The organism is Nocardia sp. NPDC060255 (genome assembly GCF_042727395.1).
Lineage (GTDB): Bacteria > Actinomycetota > Actinomycetes > Mycobacteriales > Mycobacteriaceae > Nocardia.
This window is the reverse complement of record NZ_JBHXAU010000001.1, coordinates 1018559-1042507: the sequence shown is the minus strand read 5'-3', so window position 1 is coordinate 1042507 and position 23949 is coordinate 1018559. Positions and strand designations below refer to the sequence as shown.

Here is a 23949-nt window from a genome sequence, read left to right as displayed (position 1 = left end):
CCGCATGACCTGCGGCTATCACCGAGGCAGGCGCGCACCACAAAGGCTGCGCGCCTGCCTCGGCATTGCACTACCGTGTCGCTCAGCCCTGCACAGGCGGCGTGTCGAGACCCGCCCGGACGCCCGCCTCGACCCGCTTGCCGAGATCGGCATCCACGTTCGTCCAGTACTCGAAGACCCGGCTGAGCACCGGCTCCCGCACACCGCCGAGCACGTGCCCGACGATGTTGTTCACCAGGCGGTCGCGCTGCTCATCGTCGAACACCTCGCGGACCATGGTGCCCGCCTGGGTGAAATCGCCGTCCTCGGCGTGCTGCACGTAGCCGGCCCGCACCATCGTCGGGTCGAACTCCCACAGACCACCGTCGGGCGCCTGCGCCGGATCGGCGTGCGGACCACCGAAGGAGTTCGGCGCGTACACCGGCACGCTCGCGTCGTTGTAGGAGTACCGCATCGCGCCCTCCTTGGAATAGGAGTTCACCTCCGCGGCCCGCGCCACGTTCGGCGGCAGCTGTGCGTAGTTGGTGCCGATCCGGTAGCGGTGCGCGTCCGCGTAGGCGAACACCCGGCCGAGCAGCATCTTGTCCGGCGAGAAACCGATGCCGGGCACGACATTCGACGGCTCGAAGGCGGCCTGCTCGATATCGACGAAGTAGTTGCCCGGGTTGCGGTTCAGCGTCCACTTGCCGACCTCGATCAGCGGGTAGTCCTGGTGCGACCACACCTTGGTCAGGTCGAACGGGTTGAATCGGTAGCCCTCGGCGTCGGCGACCGGCATCACCTGCACGTGCAGCGTCCAGCTCGGGAACTCGCCGCGCTCGATCGCGTCCCACAGGTCCTTGCGGTGATAGTCGGCGTTCTCGCCGGCGATCCGGTCCGCGTCGGCCTGGGTGAGGTAGTCGACGCCCTGGTCGGTCTTGAAGTGGTACTTCACCCAGAAGCGCTCACCCGCGGCATTGACCCACTGGTAGGTGTGCGAGCCGTAGCCGTTCATGTGCCGGTAGGTCTTCGGGATGCCGCGGTCACCCATCAGCCAGGTCACCTGGTGTGCGGTTTCCGGGCGCAGGGTCCAGAAGTCCCACTGCATGTTGTGATCGCGAAGTCCGTTGCCGGGCAGCCGCTTCTGCGAGCGGATGAAGTCGGGGAACTTGATCGGGTCCTTGATGAAGAAGACCGGGGTGTTGTTGCCGACGAGGTCGTAGTTGCCGTCCTCGGTGTAGAACTTCACCGCGAAACCCCGTGGGTCGCGCCAGGTGTCGGGGCTGCCCTGCTCGCCGGCGACGGTGGAGAAGCGAACCAGCGACTCGGTCCGCGCACCCGGCTGGAACAGCTTGGCCTTGGTGTAGCGGCTGACGTCGTTGGTCACCACCAGCTCGCCGTAGGCACCGGCGCCCTTGGCGTGCACGATCCGCTCCGGCACCCGCTCGCGGTTGAACTGGGCCAGCTTCTCGATCAGGTAGTGGTCGTGCAGCAGAATCGGGCCTTGGGTGCCCGCGGTGAGCGATTCGTTGTCGCTCTCCACCGGCGTTCCGGTGTTCGTCGTTGTCGGCTTGGTCATCTCGAAGCCTCCTCGTTGGTGCGGATGCCCCGGGGGTGGGCTGTACCCCCGGGGCGCGATCAGGATTGCTGCCGCTCCTGCGTGCGGCACGTCGGGCACAGACCCCAGAAAACGACCTCGGCCTCGTCGATCGCGAACCCGTGATCGTCGCCGGGTGCCAGGCATGGGGCGCTACCCACGGCACAGTCGATGTCGACGACCGTGCCGCAGCTGCGGCACACCAGATGGTGATGGTTGTCCCCGGCGCGGGTCTCGTAGAGCGCCGCCGAACCGGCCGGCTCGATGCGCCGCAGCAGCCCGGCGTTCACGCAGGCCCGCAGCACGTCGTAGACCGCCTGGGTCGACACCGAGCCCAGCGACCGCCGGACGGTGGCGGCGACCCGATCCGCGTCGGTGTGCGGTGCGGCCGCGACCGCGTCCAACACCGCGATCCGCGGGGCGGTGACCCGCAGACCTGCTGCGCGCAACTGTGCCTGCGCATCGGTGTGGTTGGTGTGCATACCTACGATCCTCCGTATTTTCTGGAATTAGTCAAGAAAATGAAGAGATACATATTTGTCGGTCAGCTCACAGTCGTGGGCGCGGAATACTTTCGGGCAAGTGGTCGTTGATCACCACTGTCGGCGTCCGGACAGCCCCGGGCCTCACCCCTTTTGTCGCTACGAGCGACCACCCGCCGAGAGGCGCTTGTGGGACGTCGACGCGAGTCGTGACGCTGGAGTGGCGTCCGGCGACTCAGCGCCGCCAGGTTTAGTGACCTGGCGGCGTTTGTGTTTTCCGGCCCGGCTCGCCGCCTTGTTGTCCGGTCCTGGCGAGCTTGCGCGATAGCCTCGTTCGCATGGGGCGATTCGGTGGGTTCCTTGTGGTGTTCGCTGCGTTATCGCTGGTGGCAGGCAATATTTTCACCGGGACCGCGCAGGCGGCGCCCAGCCGCGTGTCCGCGGACGTGCGATGCACGCCGCAGTCGGGACGCGAGTTCCCCCGGGCCAAGCCCGAGCAGGTCGGCCTGGACAGCAAGCTGCTCGCGGACGCACTCACCTTCGCCGCCACCCGGAATCGGTTGAATGTGCAGGTGTTCCGGCACAACTGCCTGATCGGCGAGGGACCGACGAACACACAGACCGGGAACGTGGCGTGGAACATCTGGAGCGCGACCAAAAGCGTGGTCTCGTTGCTCGCCGGGATTGCCTGGGATCAAGGCAAACTCGAAATCTCCGCACCGATCGACCGGTATCTGCCGCCGGAGCTCGGCGACGCCGAGCATCGTGCGATCACGGTGGAGAACCTGCTCACCGAGTCCTCGGGGCTGGCCGTCGGCGCGCTCACCGAGGGCATCACCGGGGTGGTTCCGATCGATCCGAACAGCGCGGTGCAAGCGCTGGGTATGCCGCTGGACAATCCGCCCGGCCAGAAATTCAGCTACAGCCAGCGCAACGTCGACCTGCTCAGTTATGTGCTCGAATTGGCGGTCGGTGAGCCGTTGCAGCAATTCGCGCAGCGCGAGCTGTTCGATCCGCTCGGCATCGAACGTGGCGACTACTACTGGGCGCGCGATCGCGCCGGACATACCTACGGCTACGCCCATCTGATGATTCCGCCGAACGATTTCGCCAAGCTCGGTTTGCTGGTGAGCAACGACGGGCGTTGGGGCACACAACAACTCATCTCCGACAGGTATCTGCGACTGGCGCTGAAGGCGTCACCGGCCAACGAGTGCTACGGGTATCTGTTCTGGCTCGGGCCGGAGTGCGCGGCTCCGCTCTACAACGTCCCGAAGGACGTATTCATGATGGACGGTCTCGGCATGCAGAACGTATTCGGCATTCCGAGCCTCGATCTCACGGTGGTCTGGACCGGGTTCTTCGGCAATCGCAGCAGCAAGGGCCTGACCGGCACCCTGCAGAACCAGGCGGAACTGCCGTACGAGTTCTTCCGGAAACTGTTCGCGGCGTTCCACGACCGGCCCATGCCCGACCTCGGCCCGTTCGTCGAGCCGCCGGTGCGGTTGGACCCGCGAACGTATGTCGACCCCGACATTCTGCTCGCGGTGTTCGGCATCGGCCCGGACGCGTATCCGGGCTGCAATGTCTTCTCCTGCCTGGACTACCCGCTGGCCCCGCCGTTTTGGGACACCGCACCGGGTTGTGCGATTCTCGCGTGCCTCGGGCCGAACGCCCCGGGTATCCGGTGAGGTTCGGGCGCACCGTAACTCGTCATTCGCCCGTCACCGCCGAGTCCGCGCGATAACCTCGTGCGTATGGGGCGATTCGGTGGGTTCCTCGTTGGGTTCGCTGTGTTATCGCTGGTCGCCGGGAATGTCTTTATCGGCAACGGTTCGGCGGCCGCCGAGCCGTTGAGTTGCGCGGTGCGATCCGGCCGCGAGTTCGCGCGCGCGGCGCCCGAGCAGGTCGGGCTCGACAGCACACGGCTTGCCGACGCACTGGCGTTCGCCGCCACCCGGAATCGGTTGAATGTGCAGGTGTTCCGGCACAACTGCCTGATCGGCGAGGGACCGACGAACACGCAGACCGGGAACGTGGCGTGGAACATCTGGAGCGCGACCAAGAGCGTGGTCTCGCTACTCGCCGGAATCGCCTGGGATCAAGGCAAACTCGATATCGCCGCACCGATCGACCGATACCTGCCGCCGGGACTCGGCGACGCCGAACATCGCTCGATCACCGTCGAGAACCTGCTCACCGAATCGTCGGGGATGAAGGTCGGCGTATTGACCGAGGGGGCCACCGGTGTCGTTCCTATCGACCCGAACAGCGCGGTGCAGGCGCTCGGTGTGCCACTGGACAATCCGCCGGGCACGGTATTCAGCTACAGCCAGCGCAACGTCGATCTACTGTCCTATGTGCTGGAATTGGCGGTCGGCGAACCACTTCAGCGATTCGCGCAACGGGAACTGTTCGATCCGCTCGGCATCGAACGCGGTGATTACTACTGGGCGCGAGATCGGGCCGGGCACACCTACGGTTACGCGCACCTCATGCTCCCGCCGAACGATTTCGCCAAGCTCGGACTGCTCACCAGCAATGACGGGCGTTGGGGCACAAGACAACTCGTCTCGACCGAATACCTGCGACAGGCGCGTAAACCGTCGAAAGCCAACACGTGCTACGGCTATCTGTTCTGGCTCGGACCGGGGTGCGCGGAGTCGGACAGCATGCTGCCCGCCGACGTGTACATGATGGCCGGGCTCGGCCTGAACAACATCTTCATCATCCCTAGCCTGGACCTGGTGGTGATGTGGACCGGATTCTTCGGCAATGTCAGCCAGTACGGGCCGACCGGCACCATCCAGAACATCGCGGAACTGCCGCACGAATTCTTCCGCCGGTTGTTCGCGGCATTCCAGGAACCGCCCATGCCGGACCCGGGGCCGTATGTCGAACCGCTGGTGCGATTGAACCCGAGCCAGTTCGTCGATCTGAACTTCGTGCTCGCGGTGTTCGGTGCCGGGTCGTTCGCGTACCCGGGCTGTAATGTCTTGTCCTGCTTGAATTTTCCGCTGGCGCTGCCCTTCGCGGACGCCGCACCCGGGTGTGCGATTTTCGCCTGCCTCGGCCCCGACGCCCCCGGCATCCGCTGAATCACACACCGAGGAAAGGCAACTCGCCCTCCTTGGCGCCGTGCGTGCGGAAGTGGTCCGGGGAGACGACGATGAACAGCGTGTCCGCCTCGGCGACGAGGTCGCCGTCGAGTTCGAGCCGTGCGTAGATGTGCAGCTTGCGGTCGCCTTCGCGGCGATCGATGTGCGCGGACACGGTCATCGGGCGATGCAGCGGCGCGGGTTTGACGTAGTTCACCGTGAGCTTGGCGGTCACCGCGGGAATCCCGGCGCGGGTCGGCACGCTCCCCGAGGCCTCGTCCAGTACCGCCGCGACCACCCCGCCGTGCGCCAGACCCGGTGCGCCCTGATGCCTTTCGTCGAAGGTGCAGTCGCCGACGATGCGGCCGTCCACGAGTTTCGTCAGCATGGCCACGCCGGCGCGATTGGCAGGCCCGCAGCCGAAACAGTTGTCGCCGTGCGCGGAGTCCGCGCCGTCCGGCGCCTGGCCGCTCGCGGCGACCGGGCGCTCCGTGCCGCGATCGGATGCTTCGGCAAGTCCGGTCATGCGCACCCCTCAATCAGGAATCAACTGTGTCCCGATTGAAGCTACGGCATGATCGGCCATCGATCGCACCGGCCGATTATCGGCCGATTATCAGTACGCGTTCCTGCGGCAGGACCGGCGGCCGGTGATCCGATACGGTTCAACCGATTTACCGCGTAGTCGTTAGGAGCCCGAAGCGTGACCGATCAGGTATCACCCTCTCCCGAAGACGAGTATTTCAGCGCCCACCGGATGGGGGCGTTCGCCGACGCGGTGCTCGCGATCGCGATCACGCTGCTCGTCATCGAGATCAAACGGCCCGAGGGCGAGGAGCTGGCCAGCCCGCACGCCCTCGCCGAATTCCTCTGGCACGAGAAGGCGTCGTTCGTCGCGTTCGTGCTGGCGTTCTTCCTGCTGTGGTCGGTGTGGCGCAGGCACCACGTCTTCATCGACGAGGTCGAGCGGCTGGACCGGGCGACCACCGCGGCGCACGCGCCACTGCTGATGTTCGCCGCCTTCCTGCCGTTCCCGACCGCGATATTCGGGCACGTGCCGGACAACAAGCTGGCCGCGTGCCTGTTCGCCGCGACTGCCGCGGCGCTGTTCGGCTGCGAGGCGGTCATGAAGGAATTCGCCTGGCGACGTGCGGTACTGCGCCCGGGCGTCGATCCGGTGAAGCTCCGGATCAGCGCCAACGCGTCCGCGGCGGTCACCTCCGTCTTCGTGCTGACGGCCGGGCTGGTGTGGGTCGCGCCGTACCTCTGGTACGCCTGGTTCTTCGCTCCGATGGCCGCCGCGTTCGGCGGGAAGCTGCTCGAACGCATCCGTCCTGACCTCCCCCCGCGAGTGCGCGAGCGCCGGCCCGAGCACGCGCAGGGGTAGCCCGGACGCTCGCGCATGGTCAGTCGAGCGGGGTGAGCCAGCCGTGCAGGTCGTCGGTGCGCAGCGCGGCGGCGTGCCGCTTGCGCAGGGCCTGCGAGATCGGGCCCGCTTGGCCGTCGGCGACGGTGCGGCCGTCGACCTCGAAGACCGGGGCGGCGCCCGCGGAGGTGCCGGTGACGAAGACCTCGTCGGCGATGTAGAGCTCGGTCAGGTCGACCATGCGCTCGACGACCGGGATGCCGTCCTCGGCCGCCAGGGTGAGGATCGTTCTGCGGTTGATGCCGTCGAGGATGTCGCCGGACACGTCGGGGGTGATCAGCGTGCCGTTGCGGACGAGGAAGATGTTGGCCGCGCTGAGCTCGCAGACGTGGCCGTTGCCGTCGAGAAAGATGCAGTCGTCGTAGCCGCTGTCGATCGCGTCCTGCTTGGCTAGCACCGAATTCACGTACGCGCCATTGACTTTCGCGCGGGACGGGATCGCGTTGTCCGGGATACGCCGCCACGGACTGGATTTCAGCCGCATGCCGTGCTGCGGGACGATCGGCACCGCGTCATAGACGAACATGCTGACCTGAATCGCGCAGCCACGCACCCGGGTGCCGGGAATCGACTCGACGACATGCACTGTGGCACGTACGAAGACATCCTCGGCCGGGGCATTACGACCGATGAGCTCGACCACCGCCGCGTAAAACCGTTCGTAGTCCCACTCCATCGCGAACCGATCGATCCCGATGATCTTGCAGGACTCCTCGAGCCGCCGGAAGTGATCATCCAGCCGGAATGCGGTATGTGCCGCCCCTGCCACATGAACCGGGAAGACGGTGTACACGCTGAGTCCGTACAACACCGCCGACGATGCGACGCCGACCGTGGCCGCCTCGGCCGCGACGATCCGGTCACCTAGATACACATGAGGATGGGGGTTTGCCATCGGCGGAGGCTAACAGCCGCGCGGGCGGCGGGGCGAACCGATTTTCAGCCGGTCCGCTGTGCAGGTGGCGGGTCTGGTTAGGCTCGACCGTGTGACTCAGGGACGGCGGGGTGGGCGGGAGGCGCAGGGGGCTGAGCGGCGGGAGGCGATTCTCGAGGCCGCTCGGGAGGTGATCGCCGAGCGGGGGTATCGGGGGGCTTCATTGGGGGCGGTCGCGGAGCGGGTCGGGCTTACGCAGCCCGGGGTGCTGCATTACTTTCCGAGTAAGGAGCACCTCTTGGTCGCGGTGCTGGAGGCTCGGGATCGGTGGGATACGGCGGCGTTTCTGGCCGGAGGGTCGGATAGCTGGCGGTTGTCGCACCTGGAGCAGTTGGTGGAGTACAACGCGACGCGGCCCGGGGTCGTGCAGACTTTCGCGGCGTTGGCCGGGGAGAGTGTGACGGGCGGACATCCGGCGCGTGCGTACTTCGTCGAGCGGTATGCGCAGGCCAGGGCGGGGCTGGCGGCGATGCTGCGGGCGGAGTTCGGCGATCGGTTGGCAGGTGGGCGGACGCCGGAGCAGGTGGCGCCGCTGTTGATCGCGGTGCTGGACGGGTTGCAGACGCAGTGGTTGCTGGATCCGGAGTCCATCGATATGGGTGCCGCGTTCCGGGACTTCGTCGCCTTGCTCGGGCCGAGCGAGGACACTGCGCAATAGCGGCCGGCGCTCGGTTTATATAACGAGAAAGTAACAACACCTACTATTGATTAGGTGAGTTCAGCGGTGCCCGCGGACGTCCGCTGCCTGCACTCATGGGTTGTCGATGACATCCCGCCGACCCCGTCCGCAACGACCTTGGCAGACAAAGGAGTTCATCATGAGTCCAGCCGACGTAGCCCGGGAGGACGCCGTGACGGCGGCCCTCGGAAAGCTCGACCTCCCGGCGAAGGCCCGGCTGCTGCTGGGGCAGGACATGTGGTCGCTGCCCGCGCTGCCGGAGATCGGGTTGCGGTCGCTGGTCATGTCCGACGGCCCGATCGGAGTGCGCGGGGTGCGCTGGACCGCCGACGATCCGTCCATCGCATTGCCGTCGCCGACGGCGCTCGCCGCGACCTGGGATCCGGACTTGGCCAGGCGGGCCGGTCGGCTGCTCGCGCAGGAGGCTCGGCGCAAAGGTGTGCACGTGCTGCTCGCTCCGACGGTCAACCTGCACCGGTCACCGTTGGGCGGAAGGCATTTTGAGAGCTACTCGGAGGACCCGTATCTCACCGGCCGCATCGGAACCGGCTATGTGAGCGGCGTGCAGGACGGCGGAATCGGCACCACCGTAAAGCATTTTGTCGCCAATGACGCCGAGACGGAACGCTTCACCGTGAACAACGTCGTCTCCGCCCGCGCACTGCGCGAGCTGTATCTCGCACCGTTCGAGGCGATGGTCCGCGATGCCGGGCCGTGGGGCGTGATGGCCGCCTACAACCAGGTCAACGGCACGACGATGACCGAACACGGCGAGCTGCTGAACGGAACACTGCGCGGGGAATGGGGTTTCGACGGCATCGTCGTCTCGGACTGGATGGCCGCGAGGTCGACGGTCGCGGCGATCACCGCCGGGCTGGATGTCGCGATGCCGGGTCCGCGTGGCGTGTACGGAGATGCTTTGGTCGCGGCGGTGCGCAACGGCGAGCTGGACGAATCCGTGGTCGACACCGCGGTGCGTAATGTGCTGCGACTCGCCGCCCGAGTCGGCCTGCTGGAAGGTGCGGAGCCCTCGGTGACCACGCCGCCCGCGGCGATCGACGGAGTGGCACTGGCGCGTGAGATCGCCTCTCGCGCTTTCGTTCTGGTGCGCAACGAGACGGTCGGGCAGCGCCCGGCCCTCCCCCTCGACAAGGCTCGGACGAAGGTCGCACTGATCGGTCTGGCTGCTCGGGACGCCCGCATCCTCGGCGGCGGTTCGGCCACCGTCTTCCCCGAGTCCGTGGTGTCCCCGCTCGACGGGCTGAGCGCCGCACTGCCGGACGGCGCGCTCACCTACACGATCGGCGCCGCCCCGAGCGATGCCCTCGGCGCCGCGGACCGCGGATTCGAGCTGCGCGCCCGCGTTTTCGACGCCGACGGCACCCTGCTCGGGGAGAGCTCGCTGCCCAACGGCATGGTCAACTGGCTCGGCGAGCTGCCCGACGGCATCGACTACGACGCGCTGCACACCGTCGAGGTGCGCGGCACCTTCACCCCCGAGGAAACCGGCGCGCATGTGTTCGGCACCAAGGGAGTCGGTGATTTCAAGGTCGCCGTCGGCGACGCGGTGCTGTTCGACGGTGCCGAAACCCTCACCGGCGCAGACCCGTTCGAGGCCTTCTTCGGCACACCGACCGAACGCGGCACGGTTGAGCTCACCGCGGGGACGCCGGTCGAGGTGACCATGAGCCACACACCGCTGAAGTTCGCGGACATGCCCATCCAGGCGATCCTGTTCACCCTCGCGCACAGTGATCCCCGCCGCGATCCGGACGAGCTGATCGCCGAGGCCGTCGAGGCGGCCCGCGCCGCCGACGTCGCGGTGGTGGTCGTCGCCACCACCGAGCAGGTCGAGTCCGAGGGTTTCGATCGCACCAGTTTGAAGCTCCCTGGCCGCCAAGACGAATTGGTCAGCCGGGTCGCCGCGGCCAACCTGAACACCGTCGTGGTCGTTAATGCCGGGTCACCGGTCGAAATGCCCTGGCGCACCGAAGTTCCCGCGATTCTGCTGAGTTGGTTCCCCGGCCAGCAGGGCGGCTCGGCCCTCGCCGAGGTATTGCTGGGCGACGCTGAGCCGGGCGGCCGTTTGCCCACCACCTGGCCTGCCACGCTGGCAGACTGCCCGGTCTCGGAGGTCACCCCCACCGACGGCGAACTCGTCTACCGAGAAGACCTGTTCATCGGTTACCGCGCGTGGGAGCGAGCGGGAACCACTCCGGCCTATCCGTTCGGGCACGGATCCGGTTACACCACCTGGGATTACAAGTCGATCACCAACAAAGACAGCACGGTGACGATCCGGCTGCGCAACACCGGCGACCGCCGCGGCGGCGAAGTCGTGCAGGTTTACCTTGCGCCCGTGGCCGATTCGGCGATCCGGCCCGCGCGCTGGCTGGCCGGTTTCGCCCGCGTCGAAGCCGATCCGGGCGAACTGGTCGAAGCCGAGATCCGTATCCCGGACCGGGCATTCGAGATCTGGGACGGCGGTACGTGGCGAAAAGTGCCCGGCTCCTACGAGATCCAGGCAGGCCGCTCGATCGCCGATCGCCGCCTGACGGCCGAATACACAGCCGAGTGAACGACCGCGGCCGTGGATCCGGTAGGGATCCACGGCCGCGAGGTCGGATCAGCGTACTCAGCGATTGCTGAGCAGTACCTCGGCGATCTGAATGGTGTTGAGGGCGGCACCTTTTCGCAGGTTGTCGCCGGAGATGAACAGGGCGAGACCGCGACCGTCCGGCACACCCGGATCCTGGCGGATGCGACCGACGAGCGAGTCGTCGGCACCGGCCGCCTGCAGCGGGGTCGGCACCTCGACGAGCTTGACGCCGGGCGCCTTGGCCAGGATCTCCTTGGCCTGTTCGACCGAAAGCGGCTGGTCGAACTCGGCGTTCACCGACAGCGAGTGGCCGGTGAACACCGGCACGCGCACGCAGGTGCCGCTCACCAGCAGCTCGGGCAGGCCGAGAATCTTGCGGCTCTCGTTGCGCAGCTTCTGATCCTCGTCCGTCTCGCCGGAGCCGTCGTCGACCAGCGAACCGGCCAGCGGCAGCACGTTGAACGCGATCGGCGCGACGTACTTGTTCGGCGCGGGGAAGTCCACCGCGCTGCCGTCGTGGGTCAGCTTCTCGATGTCGTCGATCACCGCGCGCGACTGCGTCGCAAGCTCTTCCACCCCGGCCAGGCCGCTACCGGACACCGCCTGGTAGCTGGACACGATGAGGCGGCGCAGACCGGCGAGGTCGTGCAGCGGCTTCAGCACCGGCATGGCGGCCATGGTGGTGCAGTTCGGGTTGGCGATGATGCCCTTGACCAGATTGCGGGTCTGCTCGGGGTTGACCTCGCTGACCACCAGCGGGACGTCGGGGTCCTTGCGCCAGGCCGACGAGTTGTCGATCACGGTGACACCCGCCGCGGCGAAGCGCGGGGCCTGCACGCGAGACATGGTGGCACCGGCGGAGAACAGCGCGATGTCCAGGCCGGCCGGATCGGCCAGCTCGGTGTCCTCGACGACGATCTCGCCGCCGCGCCACGGCAGCGTGGTGCCCGCCGAACGCGACGAGGCGAAGAACCGCACCTCGTCGGCCGGGAAGTTGCGCTCCTCCAGCAGTTTTCGCATGACGGCACCGACCTGTCCGGTCGCGCCGACGACGCCTACGCGAATGCCCATCGTTTAACGCCCCGTTCCCGCGTGCACCACGGCGACCTCGTCGCCGCCGAGATTGAAGGCCCGGTGCAGCACCTGGACCGCCTCGTCCAGCTCGGTGTCGCGGACCAGCACCGAGATGCGGATCTCGGAGGTGGAGATCAGATCGATGTTCACGCCCGCGTCGGCCAGCGCCTCACAGAAGGTGGCGGTGACGCCGGGGTGGCTCTTCATGCCCGCACCGACCAGCGACACCTTGCCGATGTGGTCGTCGTAGAGCACCTGGGCGAAGCCGATCTCGTCCTGCTGCTTGGTCAGCATCTCGACGGCCCGCGCGCCGTCGGTCTTGGGCAGGGTGAAGGTGATGTCGGTCTTGCCGGTATCGATCTTGGAGACGTTCTGCAGCACCATGTCGATATTGATCTCGGCATCGGCGACCGCGCGGAACACCTTGGCGGCGTAGCCGGGCACGTCGGGCAGCCCGACCACGGTGACCTTGGCCTCGCTGCGATCGTGCGCGACGCCCGTGAGGATTGCTTGCTCCAAGGGGATGTCCTCCATCGATCCGTAAACGTAGGTGCCCGGCTTGTCGGTATAGGACGAGCGCACATGCACAGGCACGTTGTACCGGCGCGCGTATTCGACGCAGCGCAGCATCAGCACCTTCGCGCCGCAGGCCGCGAGTTCCAGCATCTCCTCGTAGGAGACCTGATCGAGCCGCTGCGCGTCCGGCACGATCCGCGGGTCGGCGGTGAAGACGCCGTCCACGTCGGTGTAGATCTCGCAGACGTCGGCCTCCAGCGCGGCCGCCAGCGCGACCGCGGTGGTGTCGGAGCCACCACGACCGAGCGTGGTGACGTCCTTGTTGTCCTGGCTCACGCCCTGGAAGCCCGCGACGAGCACGATCTGCCCGTCGTCGAGCGCCTGGCGCAACCGGCCCGGGGTGACGTCGATGATCTTCGCGTTGCCGTGCGCGCCGGTGGTGATCACGCCGGCCTGCGAGCCGGTGAACGAGCGGGCCTCGGCGCCGAGCGAGTGAATGGCCATCGCGACCAGCGCGTTGGAGATGCGCTCACCCGAGGTGAGCAGCATGTCCATTTCCCTGGCCGGCGGCGCGGGCGCCACCTGCTGGGCGAGGTCGAGCAGTTCGTCGGTGGTATCGCCCATGGCCGAGCAGACGACCACCACGTCGTGGCCCGCCTTCTTGGTCTCGACGATCCGTTCAGCGACGCGCCGGATGCGCTCGGCGGTAGCCACCGAGGATCCTCCGTACTTCTGAACAACGAGAGCCACGACAGGGTCCTCCAAGATCGACTACCAGCTGCTAACAGCCACCCAGCGTACCGGCCATCGTCCAGCGGATTACCCCTGCCTCCTCCGCCGACCGCACTTTGAGCTGCTCACACCGGAATTCGGTGCGGTGGCATCGGCGGTACGAGACATCGCTGCGGGCGGCCCGGGCATTGCGCGCCGACGAAACCGGATAGTTGACGCACGATGGGGTGATGAAGAGCACGGTATTAGCGGTGACCACCGGGCGGACCGAGGTCGTGCAGGACATCACCGGACAGTGCGCGGCGTTCGTGCGCGAAGCGTCCGGTGGCGGTGATGGGTTGCTGAATGTTTTCGTGCCGCATGCGACGGCGGGGATCGCGGTGATGGAACTCGGTGCGCGCAGTGACGACGACCTGCTCGCCGCGCTGCGCGACCTGCTGCCTGCCGACGATCGGTGGCGGCATGCGCACGGGTCACGCGGGCACGGGCGCTCGCATGTGATGCCCGCGTTGATCGCGCCGTACGCGACGATTCCGGTGATCGATGGCGCGATGGCCTTGGGGACCTGGCAGTCCGTCGCATTCGTCGACCTCAATGTCGACAATCCAGAGCGGCAGGTGCGGCTGTCGTTCCTCAGTGACTAAGCGGGGCCGTCCGCTGGTTCGTGCAGGCGGGCGAGCTCGGTGCGGTTGGCTATGCCGAGCTTGGCGTAGACGTGCGCGAGATGGGTCTTGACCGTGCCGCGGCTGATGAACAAGCGCGCGGCGATCTCCGGATTGGACAGGCCGTCGACGGCGAGGTCGACGACGGACCGTTCCATCGGGGTCAGGCTCGCCCAGCCGGAATCCGGGCGGTTGCGTTTGCCGCGTGCTTTGGTGGCGTAGTCGATGGCCTGGGCGATGCCCATGGAACGGCCGCGTTCGCGGTAGTCGGCCAGGTCTTGGTCGGCGACAAGGGAACTCAGCAGCGTAAGGGCTACTTCTGCCGATCGCCCCGGTGCCGAACCGGTGTCGGAGCGGGCACGGTCGACGGCACCGAGCAGCACCGCGGCCGTTTCGACCGTGCCGCGCCGGGCCAGCGTCACCGCGAGCGCTTCGAGGCTTGCCACGCAACCCAGGACGAGCTCGTGCTCGGTCCGGATGCGTAGCGCTTCGTGATGCAGGCGAAGTGCTTGCTCGATATCCCTGTGGTGCAACAGGAATGCTTGCTGGTCGAGTACGTCGGCGTACACCGAGGGCAGGGCGCGGATCATCGGCTCGGCCGCCATCGGGTCGAGAAGTGCTGCTGCCATGCCGGATTCGTCCGAGCGACCGGTGTCGAGTTCGCTCGATTGCCGCAATGCGGTGGCCAGCACCACCTGCGTCCACGGGGTGAGTGGCCCATCGGCGGTATCGCCGGGCGTGCGTCCCTCCCTGCGGCACCACGCGATGGCCGCCGCCGGGTCGCCCGCCGCCAGCGCGAGCAGGCCGTGCACGCGCTCCCAGCCGGGCACGAAGGGCGAGGCTTCCCCGTCGAGCAGGCGGTCGATCGGGGCGAGGGCTGCGGCGGCATCGTCGAGACGGCCTTGGCGCACTCGTATTTCGGCGAGTGCCGCTCGCGCTGAGCCCATGTGGTGGAAGTCGTGCAGTGGCTGCGCGGTAGCGACGGCGCTCTCGGCGAGTTCAGCGGCCCGTGACAGCTCGCCCGACTGGGCGGTCGCGGTGGCGAGCCAGGTGAGCGCGAAGGAGGCGTGGCCGCGGTCGTTGCGCTCGCGCATGCCGGCCAGAGCTTGGTCGAGTTGTTCGATGGCGCTGCGGTATTCGTCGCGGAACAGGTGGACCAGCCCGAGCAGCGCCTGCGTCGAGTCGGCGATGAAGCCGTCGCCGACGCGCACGGCGTCCCGGTGCAACGCGGCGGCGTCGGCGGCTGCCCGGTCCAGGTCGATGCCGAGTTGCTCGACCGCGCACAGCGAGCGCGCCAGCCTGCCGACCGCGTCCGCCCCGACCGCGTCGGCCAATTCGACTGCGGCACGGGCGGACTCGTATCCGGCGAAGCCGTAGACGGCGGTGTCGCACACCAGCGCCAACCCGGCCAGCACCCGGGCCTGCAACTCGTCGCGTGCCCCGTCGCCGCGATCGACGGCAAGCCGCAGCACCCGCACCCCTTCGAGGCCACGCGGTTCGAGATACCAGAACCAGGCCATCGTTGCGGCAAGCCTGCGGCCATCGGTCGGGTCATCGCGGCTCAATCCCCAGTCGATGGCTGCGCGAATATTGTTCAGTTCCACCGTGATTCGTGCTCGCCAGGCATCCTGGTCGGTGCCGCGCAGCGGATCGGCGCGCTCGGCCAACGCGAGATACCCCGCGAGGTGACGGTCGCGCAGCAGTTCGGTCTCCCCGGCCTCGGCGAGCCGCAGCAGCGCGTAATCCCGCACCACGCCCAGCATTCGATAGCGGGCCACCTCGCCGGTCGTGTCCGCCGCGACCAGCGACTTGTCGATCAACCCGCGCAGGGTCCGCAGCGCGCGACCCGGCGTCGGGTCCAACGCGGCCACCGCGTCGGCGGCGAAACCCGGCTCGAACACCCCGAGCCTGCGGAACAGCATCCGCTCGTCGTCGTCGAGCAGGTCGTGGCTCCAGCGCATCGATTCCGCCAGGGTCCGCTGCCGGAACGGCGCGGTGCGCGAACCGCCGTCGAGCACCGTGAACGGCTCGTGCAGCGAGTCCGCGAGCTGAGCGAGGGACAGGGTGCCCGCCCACCCCGCGGCCAGTTCGAGGGCCAGCGGCAGCCGATCCAGGCGGTCACACACCCGGCGGGCCGCGGTGCGCGCCTCCGGTGTCGGCTCGCCGGTGTGCGCACGCGCGAGGAACAGCGTCAACGCGTCGGCCAGCGCGAGCGGGGGCACCCGGCGCACCTGCTCGCCACCGATCCCGAGGGGCGCGCGGCTTGTCGCGAGCACACCGAGTTGTGGACAACGCCAGAGCAGGCCGGTGATCAGCGCCGCTACGCCATCGCCCAGCTGCTCGCAATTGTCCAGTACCAGCAGGGTTTCGCAGTCGGCGAGCCCGCGCGCCACGGTCGCGAGGGGATCGGCGCCACCGGGCAGCAGCACGCCGAGGGCCGCGGCGACGCGATGCACCACCGCCGCATCGTCGTGTTCTTCTTCCAGCGCGACCCAGCGGACACCATCCGGCCAGTCCTCGGACACGGTGTGGGCGGCGCGCAATGCGAGCCGCGTCTTGCCGCAGCCGCCGGGACCGACCAGGGTGACGACCTTGCCCGGCGCGATCGCGGCACCGATCGCCTCGAGTTCTTCGGTGCGGCCGATGAACGAGGACAGCTCGGCGGGTAGTGCGTCGGTGGAGTCTGGCATCGCGTCAGCAGTCTGACATGCCGGACCCGCGCGGGCGACCCATATCCGGTCAGCCAACTCGGCCACCTTGACCACCACATATCGGCCAGGTGGCAGATGTTCCGCGGCCGCCGCGACGGAAGTATCTATTTCAACGACGCGGACAGCGTCACAGACAAGAAGGAAACATCATGACGAACACAGGAAACCGCCGGGTCGTTGCCAGCATCTCGCTCTCACTGGACGGCCGCACCAACGGCCCGGGCGGCGACTACGACATGAGCTGGATCGTGCCGCACGCTGTGAGCGACACGGCGCGCGGCCGGATGGTGCAGATGACCGAGGCGGCCACCACCGCGCTGCTCGGCCGCAAGAACTACCAGGGTTTCGGCGGTTACTGGCCGACCGTCGCGGTCGACGAGAACGCCGACCCGCGCGACCGGGCCTTCGGGCAGTGGCTCGACGACGTCGAAAAGGTGGTCTTCTCCAGCACGCTCACCGAGGCCCCGTGGCAGCACTCGCGGATCGCCGACGCCGACCCGGTGGCGACCGTCGAGCACCTGCGCGAGCAGGACGGCGGCGACATCGTCGTGCTGGCCAGCAGCAGCGTGATCAAGGCACTGCTCGCGGCCGACGAGGTCGACCGGATCCTCATCACCCAGTGCCCCGAGATCGCCGGCGGGGGCGCCCGCCTCTTCGAGGACGGCCTCGCGGCGTCGAGCTGGTCGCTGACCGACCTGTCCTCCACCGAGTCCGGCGCGCTGTACCTGATCTACGACCGCGTCCGCGGCGAATGATCCCCCGACGGCGGCGGCCGCGGCGAAAGCTGTTCGGCCGTCGCCACTGTCGGGTCAGGCGCGGGTGAACCAGGTGACCTGGTTGCCGTTGCCGAATTCCTTGCGATCGGTCGGCGCGAACAGCGTCGGCCGGAATTCGCCGTCGAAGGCCGGGATGCCGGCGCCCGCGACGACGGGGTAGCTCTTGATCACCAGCTCATCGATCTCACCGAGTAGGCCGGCGGCCAGCTTCCCGCCACCCGCCAACCAGATGTCCGAGCCCCCTTCCTGTTTGAGCTGCCGCACCAGGGCCACCGGATCCTGCTCGACCAATTCCACTGCCGGGTCATCGATCCGGCCGAGCGTGCCCGACACCACGTACTGGCGCAGATGGCCATACGGGCTGGTCAGTCCGGCGGACAGGGCAGGCTCGTAGGTGCCCCGGCCCAACACCACCGTGTCGAACCGCCGATTCGGCGCATCCGCCACGATCCCGAAATGCGGGCGCACGTGGGTGGGTAGCGTCTCCGGGTAGTCCCGCGCGAGCCACGCCGTGAAGTCCTCCGGCAGCGGATAGAAACTGATATCGCCATCGGGCGCGGCGATGTAGCCGTCGAGCGATACGCCGACGAAGTAGACGAGTTTTCGCATGGTAGAACCTCTTTCGATATGAAGCGGGTCAGGCGCGGGTGAACCAGGTGACCTGCGCGCCGTTGCCGAATTCCGCGCGCCGGGTAGGCGTGAAAAGGGTCGGGCGGAACTCGCCGGCGAAGGCGGAGATGCCGCTGCCCGCGACGACCGGGTAGCTCTTGATGATCATCTCGTCGATCTCGCCGAGCAGCTGGGCGGCGAGATTGCCGCCGCCGCAGAGCCAGATATCTTGGCCCGCTTCCGTTTTGAGCCGTCGCACCAGACCGACCGGGTCGGCGTCGACCAATTCCACTGCCGGGTCATCGATTCCGAGCGTGCGCGACACCGCGTACTGCTTCATGTGCGGATACGGGCTGCTCACGCCGACAGACAGGGCGGGCTCGTAGGTGCCGCGACCCATCAGCACGGTGCCGAACCGCTTGTTCGGCTCGTCGGCGGCCATGCCGAAGTGCGGCCGCACGAACGACGGGACGAACTCCGGGTACTCCGTATTGAGCGAAGCACCCATCTCCGCGTCGTCGGGATAGAAGTCGTACTCGCCGCCCGGACCTGCGATGTATCCGTCGAGCGACACGGCGACGTAGTAGACAAGCTTTCGCATTCCGGTACCGCCCAATCCGTTGTACTCTATCTGTAGTGATTTGAAATGTAGTACTACAGATGGAGTGGTGTCAAGTGCGAACTAACCCCGAGCGTCGACAGGCCCTGCTCGATGCGGCGATCGAGGTCTTGGCCCGCGACGGAGCGCGCGGGCTCACCTTCCGCGCGGTGGACAAGGAGGCCACGGTGCCCGCCGGCACCGCGTCGAACTATTTCGCCAACCGCGACGACCTACTCACTCAGTCGGGCAGCCGCTTCTACGAACGGCTGGCGCCGAGCGCGGCCGCCATGAGCCAGCTGGCCGACGGCCCGAAGAATCGCGCGCACATCACGAAGCTGATGCAGGAGGTGGTCGAGCGCATCGAGGCCTACCGGACCGGCTACCTCGCCCTGCTAGAGCTGCGCCTCGAGGCGACCCGGCGCCCGGAACTGCGCGCCGTGCTGACTGAGCGGGTGCGCGCGGACGTGGAATTCAACGTGCGCAACCACCTCGACGCCGGACTGCCCGGTGATGAAAAGTCGGTAATACTGCTCTATTTGGCACTGAACTGGCTGATCGTGGACCGGCTCACCCTGCCGGGCGTATTCACCGAGGAGCAGAGTCAGGAACTGATCGCGGCCGCGGTGGATCGCGTCATCGAGGCATGAAGACCACCCGGTCTCCATGGCCGAATCCTTGTGACCCGTGTCACCGGCATCCGATAATGAGTCGATGATGGCGAAGGTCGGAGATCGACTGCTCGTGCACGGACACGTTGTGGGCCAAGGTGATCGCCAAGGGGAGATCATCGAGGTTCGTGGACCGGAAGGTTCACCGCCCTACCTCGTGCGCTACGCCGACGGACGCGAGTCGCTGGTGTTTCCGGGACCCGATGCGATAGTCGAACCGGCCAACTGACGTCGGCCGCCGTCGCAATGGCCGCATTGTGACGCGCCCGCACGCGGTGATTCGGCGATGCGGCCTGCGTACCGACTTTCGATGACATCCGCGCCGCACACCACTTGGTAGATCGCACAAATCTTCCGCATGGAACTTGTTAGCGCACTTCCGATGTCTGCTTTTGGACACAAAAGACCACGTCGGTCGCGCCAACGGACTATCCGGCTCGGCGCCGAGGTTGACGAATCAGATAACCGATAGAGAGAATCGGGCTGAGTTGTCCATCGGGGGTCGGAAGGTTTTGCATGCGCACGAGAACCGATATTCGATTCGTCGTCGACGCCGATTCCGCGCAAGTGATGGATGCGCTGGCCGCTGTCGAAATGCTGCCGGAATGGTCGCCGGGATATACCGATGCCCGCGTCGCATCACGGGACGACGCGGGCAGGCCGGTTCGAGTTTTCGTCAAGACCGAACTGCTCGGCAGCTCCGATCTGCAAGTGCTGGAATACGATTGGTCGGGCAACCGATCGTCCTGGCAGGTCACCGACAGTACCCGGGGTGTGAAGGGCGGCGGCTGGTTCGAGGTCAGCGAGGGCGCGGAAGCCACCGACGTCTGGTTCCACGCCGAGGTCTACCTACCCATCCCGGTGCCCGGACTACTACTCAAGCGCACCGTGCGCAAGCAGAACGAGATCGCGGTGCAGAATTTCATCGAGTTCGCCGAGACGTTTCCGGAAGCGGAACCGATGAAGCCGTATAGCTATAACGAATAACCGGCAGTAGTCGAACGCCCTGAGCGAAATCGGGCGACGCGCAGCCGAGCAAGCGCCCGCCGACCCGATCGGGGTGCGACTATGTGCATCATGATCGGTTCCAAACGGGTTCGGCTGCAGGCGGTCGCCGAAGGCGAGTCGGTAACGCAGCTCGAGCTGTTCTTCGACCTGGTGCTCGTCTTCGCGTTCACCATGGTCACCGACCTGGCGGCGGAAGAGACCAGCGTCAAGAACATGCTGCGCGCGTTTCTCGTGCTCGCGGTGATGTGGTGGTTGTGGATCGCCTACTCCTGGCTCGGCAACGTGGTTCGCGCCGACGAGGGCTTCGCCAGGGTCGCGATGTTCGCCGCGATGGGCGGCGCGTTCCTCGCCGCGCTCGCCATCCCCGAGGCCTTCCACGATCTGCCCGGCGGCTGGTACGGCCCGCTGGTCTTCGCGATCGCATATCTGGTCGTGCGGCTGGTGCACGTGGGCATGTTCTGGCTGGCCAGCGCCGAGGACGCGCAGTTGCGCGGTCAGGTGCTGCGCTGGTCGCTCGGCTCGATCACCCTCGGCACCACCCTGCTGGTGATCGCGGCGATGACCTCCGGCGCGGTCCAGATCGGGTTGTGGATCGCCGCCATCGCGGGTGACTACCTGTGGACGCTGTTCGCGGGCACCGACTGGCGCTTGAATTCGGCCAGCCACTTCGCGGAGCGGTACGGACTGATCATTATCGTCGCGCTCGGCGAATCGATCGTTTCGATCGGTATCGGCGTTGCCGGACTGCCTATCTCGTGGCCGATCGCGGTGGGTGCGCTGCTCGGGCTCGCGGTATCCGGACTGCTGTGGTGGACGTATTTCGATGTCGCCGCGTTGTCCATCGAACACGAGCTCAAGCATGCCGACGGCGCGCGGCAGATCAAGATCGCGCGGGGCGCCTACACCTTTTGGCATTTCCCGATGATCGTCGGAATCATCGCGCTGTCACTGGGTTTGAAGAAAGTCCTCTACTATGTCGGCGACGAGTCACATCACACGTTGAAAGACGCGTTGTACGGAATTCCGTTGTTCGCGTTGTACGGCGGAGTCGTGTTGTATCTGATCGCACTGGTCGGCGCGAAACACTATGCGACAGGGCAGGTCAGCCTGCCGCGGGTGATCGTCATCGTCGCGCTGCTCGCGTTGATCCCATTGGCCGCCGCGCTGCCCGCCTTGGCGGCACTGGCCATGCTGTGCGCGGTGCTCGCCATCCTGATCGTCTGGGAAACAATCCAATTCGCGCAGCCGAGGGACGAGATCAGGCACGGGGTATCCGACTGAGGTGATGCCGCACGCTGTGTTCGGGCGGCGTCGGGCCGTACGCGGACGGCGGCACCCGGACATCGTTGCGCACCGCGTGCCGGATCTGATCGATGTTCTCGCGCAACACATCCGAGACCAGCTCATCGGTGCGCGGATCCTCCAGCACCTGGAACAAGATGCGGAACGTGGTGTCGGCGATCAGCCGGATGATGTCGTCGTGGAACGGGATATAGCGCACCCGGCCCGCCTGCGGGTCCTTCTTGATCAGTTCCAGGATCATCTCGTCCATCTCGGCGCGGTTCTCCTGTAGCGCCGCCGCGATATTGCGGGTGTAGTGGCCGGTGCGCATCACCGAGGCGACCTCGTCCATCACCGCGATGGTCATCGGCCGCTTGATCGTGTCCACGATGGTCATGACGAACCGGTTGACCACCGCGGCGGTGATCCGGTCGCCGAATACGCGATCGGCCACCCGGCCGAGCCGGACCACGATCACCACGATCCGCAGCAACCGGAACCCGCGGAAGAACGGGCTGGTCACCGGGATCATGCCGAGGACCTCGTACCAGTAGACGAACGGGAACGTCCACGGCCAGCCCGCCCGGCGCCAGCGCCACAGGAACTCGACGGCGAACACGCCACAGATCGTCCAGTCGACGACCACGATCGTGTGATGGGTCTGCGCGGATACGTCGAAGAAGGTGATCCAGACGACCAGCGCCACCGACACGATGGCCAAGGCCAGCATGCCGAAGTCGGTCCACAACGCGGGCGGTTTACGCGGGTAGTCGCCCTCCGGAAGTTCCTCGCTGACCGGAGTGGTGCTCGCAGCTGTCACCTGGGTGTCCCTTCAACGCCGAACGGTCGTGCCGACACTAGTCGGCACGACCGCGCTGCGGCTGGATCGCTACTTCCCGGTGCGGATGATGGCCTCGATATTGCGCTCCGCGAGCGCGGCGATGGTCAGCGACGGATTGACCGTGCCGGTGCTGCCCGGAATGGCGGCACCGTCCATCACATACAGCCCGGGGTGCCCGTGCACCCTGCCGTAGCCGTCGGTCGCCTTGCCGAGCACCGCGCCGCCCAGCGGGTGCGCGGTGAACAACGCGTTGGCGTCGTAGCCGAGGGCGCCGTATTCGAGCACCGCGTCGGCCCGTTCGGCGATCCGGTGATCGACCGCGCGGGCCGCGGCCACCATGTCGTCGCGGTTGCGGCTCGGCCAGGACAGGCCGACCCGGTTCGCGGCCGCGTCGTAGCCGAACCGGGCGCGGGCCGGGTCGAGCACCATGCCGAGCGAGGCGAGCGCGCCCGTCTCGAACGGAATGCCGGGGATGTACCAGCTTTCCAGGCTGAGCGGCAGGCCCGACTCGTCGAAGATCCGGCTCGCGCTCGGCACGCCCTGCCCGAAACCGGCCAGCGCGCTCGCGCCGCGACCGAGCACCACGTCGCCGTTGGTCCCCCAGCCGTCGCCGACGTGCTCGTTGAGGTTGGGCAGCGCGCCGGTCGCCTGCGCGCGGACCAGCAACTCCGAGGTACCGACCGAGCCGGCGCCGAGGAAGAGCTGGTCGCAGGTGAGCGTGCGGGTGCCCAGCACCTCACCGGTCGGCGCCAGCTTCGTCACCCGGACCGAGAACCGGCCGCCCGGCTCCTGCGCGATGGACTCCACCTGATGGCCGGGGAAGATCGCGGTTCGGCCGGTGCCCTCCGCGTACTTCAGATAGTTCTGATTGAGGTCGAACTTGGCGCCGTTGGAGTTGCCGAGGTTGCTGCGGGCGGCGGTGGCCGACTCCCGGCTGCCGCCCGCCAACTCGGCGCGCAGGATGTCCCAGTTGAAGATCGAGTCGTTCGGCGTCGGCTGGTAGCCGGCCTTGCGCACCTGGTCGTCCCACGCCCTGGAGTGCGCGAACGGCTTGGCGCCGTAGATGTCTCCCGGCATCGAGTTGAGCCGCAGCATCTCCCGCACCCGCGGGTAGTAGACCCGATCCAGCTCGCCGTACTCGACCGTGCCGCCGAAGAGGTGGTCGAAGAAGCGGCGCTCCGGGGCCACCATCGCGCCGGTGAAGACCACCGACCCGCCGCCGACCGCGGCCGCGCGCCACACATCGATGCCCGGATAGGTGGTGCAGTCGAGCACGCCGCCGAAGCTGGCGAACGTCATCGGCACCTTGCTGACGCCGGTGAAGCTGGTGCGATGCCAGAAGCCGCGCCCGTCCGGCAGGTCGTCGCCGGTGAAGATCTCCCGCCATGGATCGTTGGGCCAGCGCGACCCGCGCTCCAGCACCGTGTTGGCGATACCCGCCTCGGCCAGCCGCAACGCGGTGACCGCGGCGCCGAAGCCGGAGCCGATCACGATCGCGGGCGTGTGCTCGGGCGGGTCGGGTAGCGGGGCAAAGATTTCCGGTACCCACGACTGGAACAGCAGGTTCCACACCGGGTCCGCGGACGCCGGTGCGGTGGACCGCAACGTTCCCGCGGCAGCACCGAGCAGCGCGGCCGTACCGGCCGCTTTGAAGAAGGCACGTCTTCGCACCCAGC

22 protein-coding genes are annotated in these 23949 nt (G+C 67.3%); 11 read left to right on the top strand and 11 right to left on the bottom strand.

Features of this window, described 5'->3' with window-relative positions:
* Window positions 1–82 precede the first annotated feature (82 nt).
* A complete protein-coding gene (locus ACFWF1_RS04805; RefSeq protein ID WP_379281888.1) occupies window positions 83–1558 on the bottom strand; it encodes a catalase in 1476 nt (491 codons plus the stop codon).
* 59 nt (window positions 1559–1617) lie between these two features.
* Complete coding sequence (locus ACFWF1_RS04800; RefSeq protein ID WP_379281887.1) at window positions 1618–2058, bottom strand: Fur family transcriptional regulator; 441 nt, start codon at window positions 2056–2058, stop codon at window positions 1618–1620.
* A gap of 338 nt (window positions 2059–2396) precedes the next feature.
* Between ACFWF1_RS04800 and ACFWF1_RS04795 the strand changes: the two genes are divergently transcribed.
* Window positions 2397–3749 carry a serine hydrolase domain-containing protein gene (locus ACFWF1_RS04795; RefSeq protein WP_379281886.1) on the top strand — a complete coding sequence of 451 codons (1353 nt, stop codon included), beginning with the start codon at window positions 2397–2399 and terminating at the stop codon, window positions 3747–3749.
* Between the two features lie 66 nt (window positions 3750–3815).
* The gene (locus tag ACFWF1_RS04790) at window positions 3816–5156 is read left to right on the top strand and encodes a serine hydrolase domain-containing protein (protein WP_379281885.1); all 1341 of its coding nucleotides are present in this window, start codon (window positions 3816–3818) and stop codon (window positions 5154–5156) included.
* Window position 5157: 1 nt separating this feature from the next.
* Here ACFWF1_RS04790 and ACFWF1_RS04785 read toward each other — a convergent pair whose 3' ends face one another.
* Complete coding sequence (locus ACFWF1_RS04785) at window positions 5158–5682, bottom strand: PaaI family thioesterase (protein ID WP_379281884.1); 525 nt, start codon at window positions 5680–5682, stop codon at window positions 5158–5160.
* A gap of 177 nt (window positions 5683–5859) precedes the next feature.
* On the opposite strand from ACFWF1_RS04785, the gene ACFWF1_RS04780 reads away from it, so the two are divergent.
* Window positions 5860–6543: a TMEM175 family protein gene (locus ACFWF1_RS04780; RefSeq protein ID WP_379281883.1), complete on the top strand. Its 684-nt coding sequence runs from the start codon at window positions 5860–5862 to the stop codon at window positions 6541–6543.
* 19 nt (window positions 6544–6562) lie between these two features.
* Here the strand turns inward: ACFWF1_RS04780 and ACFWF1_RS04775 are convergent, their stop codons facing one another.
* Window positions 6563–7477 (bottom strand): aminotransferase class IV, encoded by a 915-nt coding sequence (locus ACFWF1_RS04775; RefSeq protein WP_379281882.1) that lies wholly within the window; start codon window positions 7475–7477, stop codon window positions 6563–6565.
* A gap of 91 nt (window positions 7478–7568) precedes the next feature.
* Here ACFWF1_RS04775 and ACFWF1_RS04770 point away from each other — a divergent pair, with 91 nt between their 5' ends.
* Both ACFWF1_RS04770 and ACFWF1_RS04765 read left to right on the top strand, forming a co-directional pair.
* Entirely contained in the window at window positions 7569–8174 is a 606-nt protein-coding gene (locus ACFWF1_RS04770; RefSeq protein ID WP_379281881.1) for a TetR/AcrR family transcriptional regulator, read from the top strand.
* 160 nt (window positions 8175–8334) lie between these two features.
* Complete coding sequence (locus ACFWF1_RS04765) at window positions 8335–10773, top strand: glycoside hydrolase family 3 protein (RefSeq protein ID WP_379281880.1); 2439 nt, start codon at window positions 8335–8337, stop codon at window positions 10771–10773.
* 57 nt (window positions 10774–10830) lie between these two features.
* Here the strand turns inward: ACFWF1_RS04765 and ACFWF1_RS04760 are convergent, their stop codons facing one another.
* Both ACFWF1_RS04760 and ACFWF1_RS04755 read right to left on the bottom strand, forming a co-directional pair.
* Window positions 10831–11865 (bottom strand): aspartate-semialdehyde dehydrogenase, encoded by a 1035-nt coding sequence (locus ACFWF1_RS04760; protein ID WP_379281879.1) that lies wholly within the window; start codon window positions 11863–11865, stop codon window positions 10831–10833.
* A gap of 3 nt (window positions 11866–11868) precedes the next feature.
* Window positions 11869–13134 carry an aspartate kinase gene (locus ACFWF1_RS04755; RefSeq protein ID WP_379281878.1) on the bottom strand — a complete coding sequence of 422 codons (1266 nt, stop codon included), beginning with the start codon at window positions 13132–13134 and terminating at the stop codon, window positions 11869–11871.
* Window positions 13135–13346: 212 nt separating this feature from the next.
* Here ACFWF1_RS04755 and ACFWF1_RS04750 point away from each other — a divergent pair, with 212 nt between their 5' ends.
* The gene (locus tag ACFWF1_RS04750; protein WP_379281877.1) at window positions 13347–13760 is read left to right on the top strand and encodes a secondary thiamine-phosphate synthase enzyme YjbQ; all 414 of its coding nucleotides are present in this window, start codon (window positions 13347–13349) and stop codon (window positions 13758–13760) included.
* Here the strand turns inward: ACFWF1_RS04750 and ACFWF1_RS04745 are convergent.
* On the bottom strand, window positions 13757–16468 hold the full coding sequence (locus ACFWF1_RS04745; protein WP_379281876.1) for a LuxR C-terminal-related transcriptional regulator: 2712 nt from the start codon (window positions 16466–16468) through the stop codon (window positions 13757–13759). The genes ACFWF1_RS04750 and ACFWF1_RS04745 overlap by 4 nt on opposite strands.
* A 170-nt stretch (window positions 16469–16638) precedes the next feature.
* On the opposite strand from ACFWF1_RS04745, the gene ACFWF1_RS04740 reads away from it, so the two are divergent.
* Window positions 16639–17244, top strand: a complete 606-nt coding sequence (locus tag ACFWF1_RS04740; protein WP_379281875.1) for a dihydrofolate reductase family protein — start codon at window positions 16639–16641, stop codon at window positions 17242–17244.
* 54 nt (window positions 17245–17298) lie between these two features.
* Here ACFWF1_RS04740 and ACFWF1_RS04735 read toward each other — a convergent pair whose 3' ends face one another.
* Window positions 17299–17874, bottom strand: a complete 576-nt coding sequence (locus ACFWF1_RS04735; protein WP_379281874.1) for a dihydrofolate reductase family protein — start codon at window positions 17872–17874, stop codon at window positions 17299–17301.
* Between the two features lie 28 nt (window positions 17875–17902).
* Window positions 17903–18475, bottom strand: a complete 573-nt coding sequence (locus ACFWF1_RS04730; protein ID WP_379281873.1) for a dihydrofolate reductase family protein — start codon at window positions 18473–18475, stop codon at window positions 17903–17905.
* Window positions 18476–18549: 74 nt separating this feature from the next.
* On the opposite strand from ACFWF1_RS04730, the gene ACFWF1_RS04725 reads away from it, so the two are divergent.
* From ACFWF1_RS04725 to ACFWF1_RS04710, 4 genes are all read left to right on the top strand, one after another.
* Entirely contained in the window at window positions 18550–19122 is a 573-nt protein-coding gene (locus ACFWF1_RS04725; RefSeq protein ID WP_379281872.1) for a TetR/AcrR family transcriptional regulator, read from the top strand.
* 64 nt (window positions 19123–19186) lie between these two features.
* Window positions 19187–19372 (top strand): DUF1918 domain-containing protein, encoded by a 186-nt coding sequence (locus ACFWF1_RS04720; RefSeq protein ID WP_379281871.1) that lies wholly within the window; start codon window positions 19187–19189, stop codon window positions 19370–19372.
* Between the two features lie 287 nt (window positions 19373–19659).
* A complete protein-coding gene (locus tag ACFWF1_RS04715; protein ID WP_379281870.1) occupies window positions 19660–20130 on the top strand; it encodes an SRPBCC family protein in 471 nt (156 codons plus the stop codon).
* A 90-nt stretch (window positions 20131–20220) separates the two neighbouring features.
* Complete coding sequence (locus tag ACFWF1_RS04710) at window positions 20221–21432, top strand: low temperature requirement protein A (RefSeq protein ID WP_379281869.1); 1212 nt, start codon at window positions 20221–20223, stop codon at window positions 21430–21432.
* On the opposite strand, the gene ACFWF1_RS04705 is transcribed toward ACFWF1_RS04710, so the two are convergent.
* Window positions 21410–22252: an ion transporter gene (locus tag ACFWF1_RS04705; RefSeq protein WP_379281868.1), complete on the bottom strand. Its 843-nt coding sequence runs from the start codon at window positions 22250–22252 to the stop codon at window positions 21410–21412. The two genes, ACFWF1_RS04710 and ACFWF1_RS04705, sit on opposite strands and share 23 nt — an antisense overlap.
* A 69-nt stretch (window positions 22253–22321) precedes the next feature.
* On the bottom strand, window positions 22322–23944 hold the full coding sequence (locus tag ACFWF1_RS04700; RefSeq protein ID WP_379281867.1) for a GMC oxidoreductase: 1623 nt from the start codon (window positions 23942–23944) through the stop codon (window positions 22322–22324).
* Between the last annotated feature and the right edge of the window lie 5 nt (window positions 23945–23949).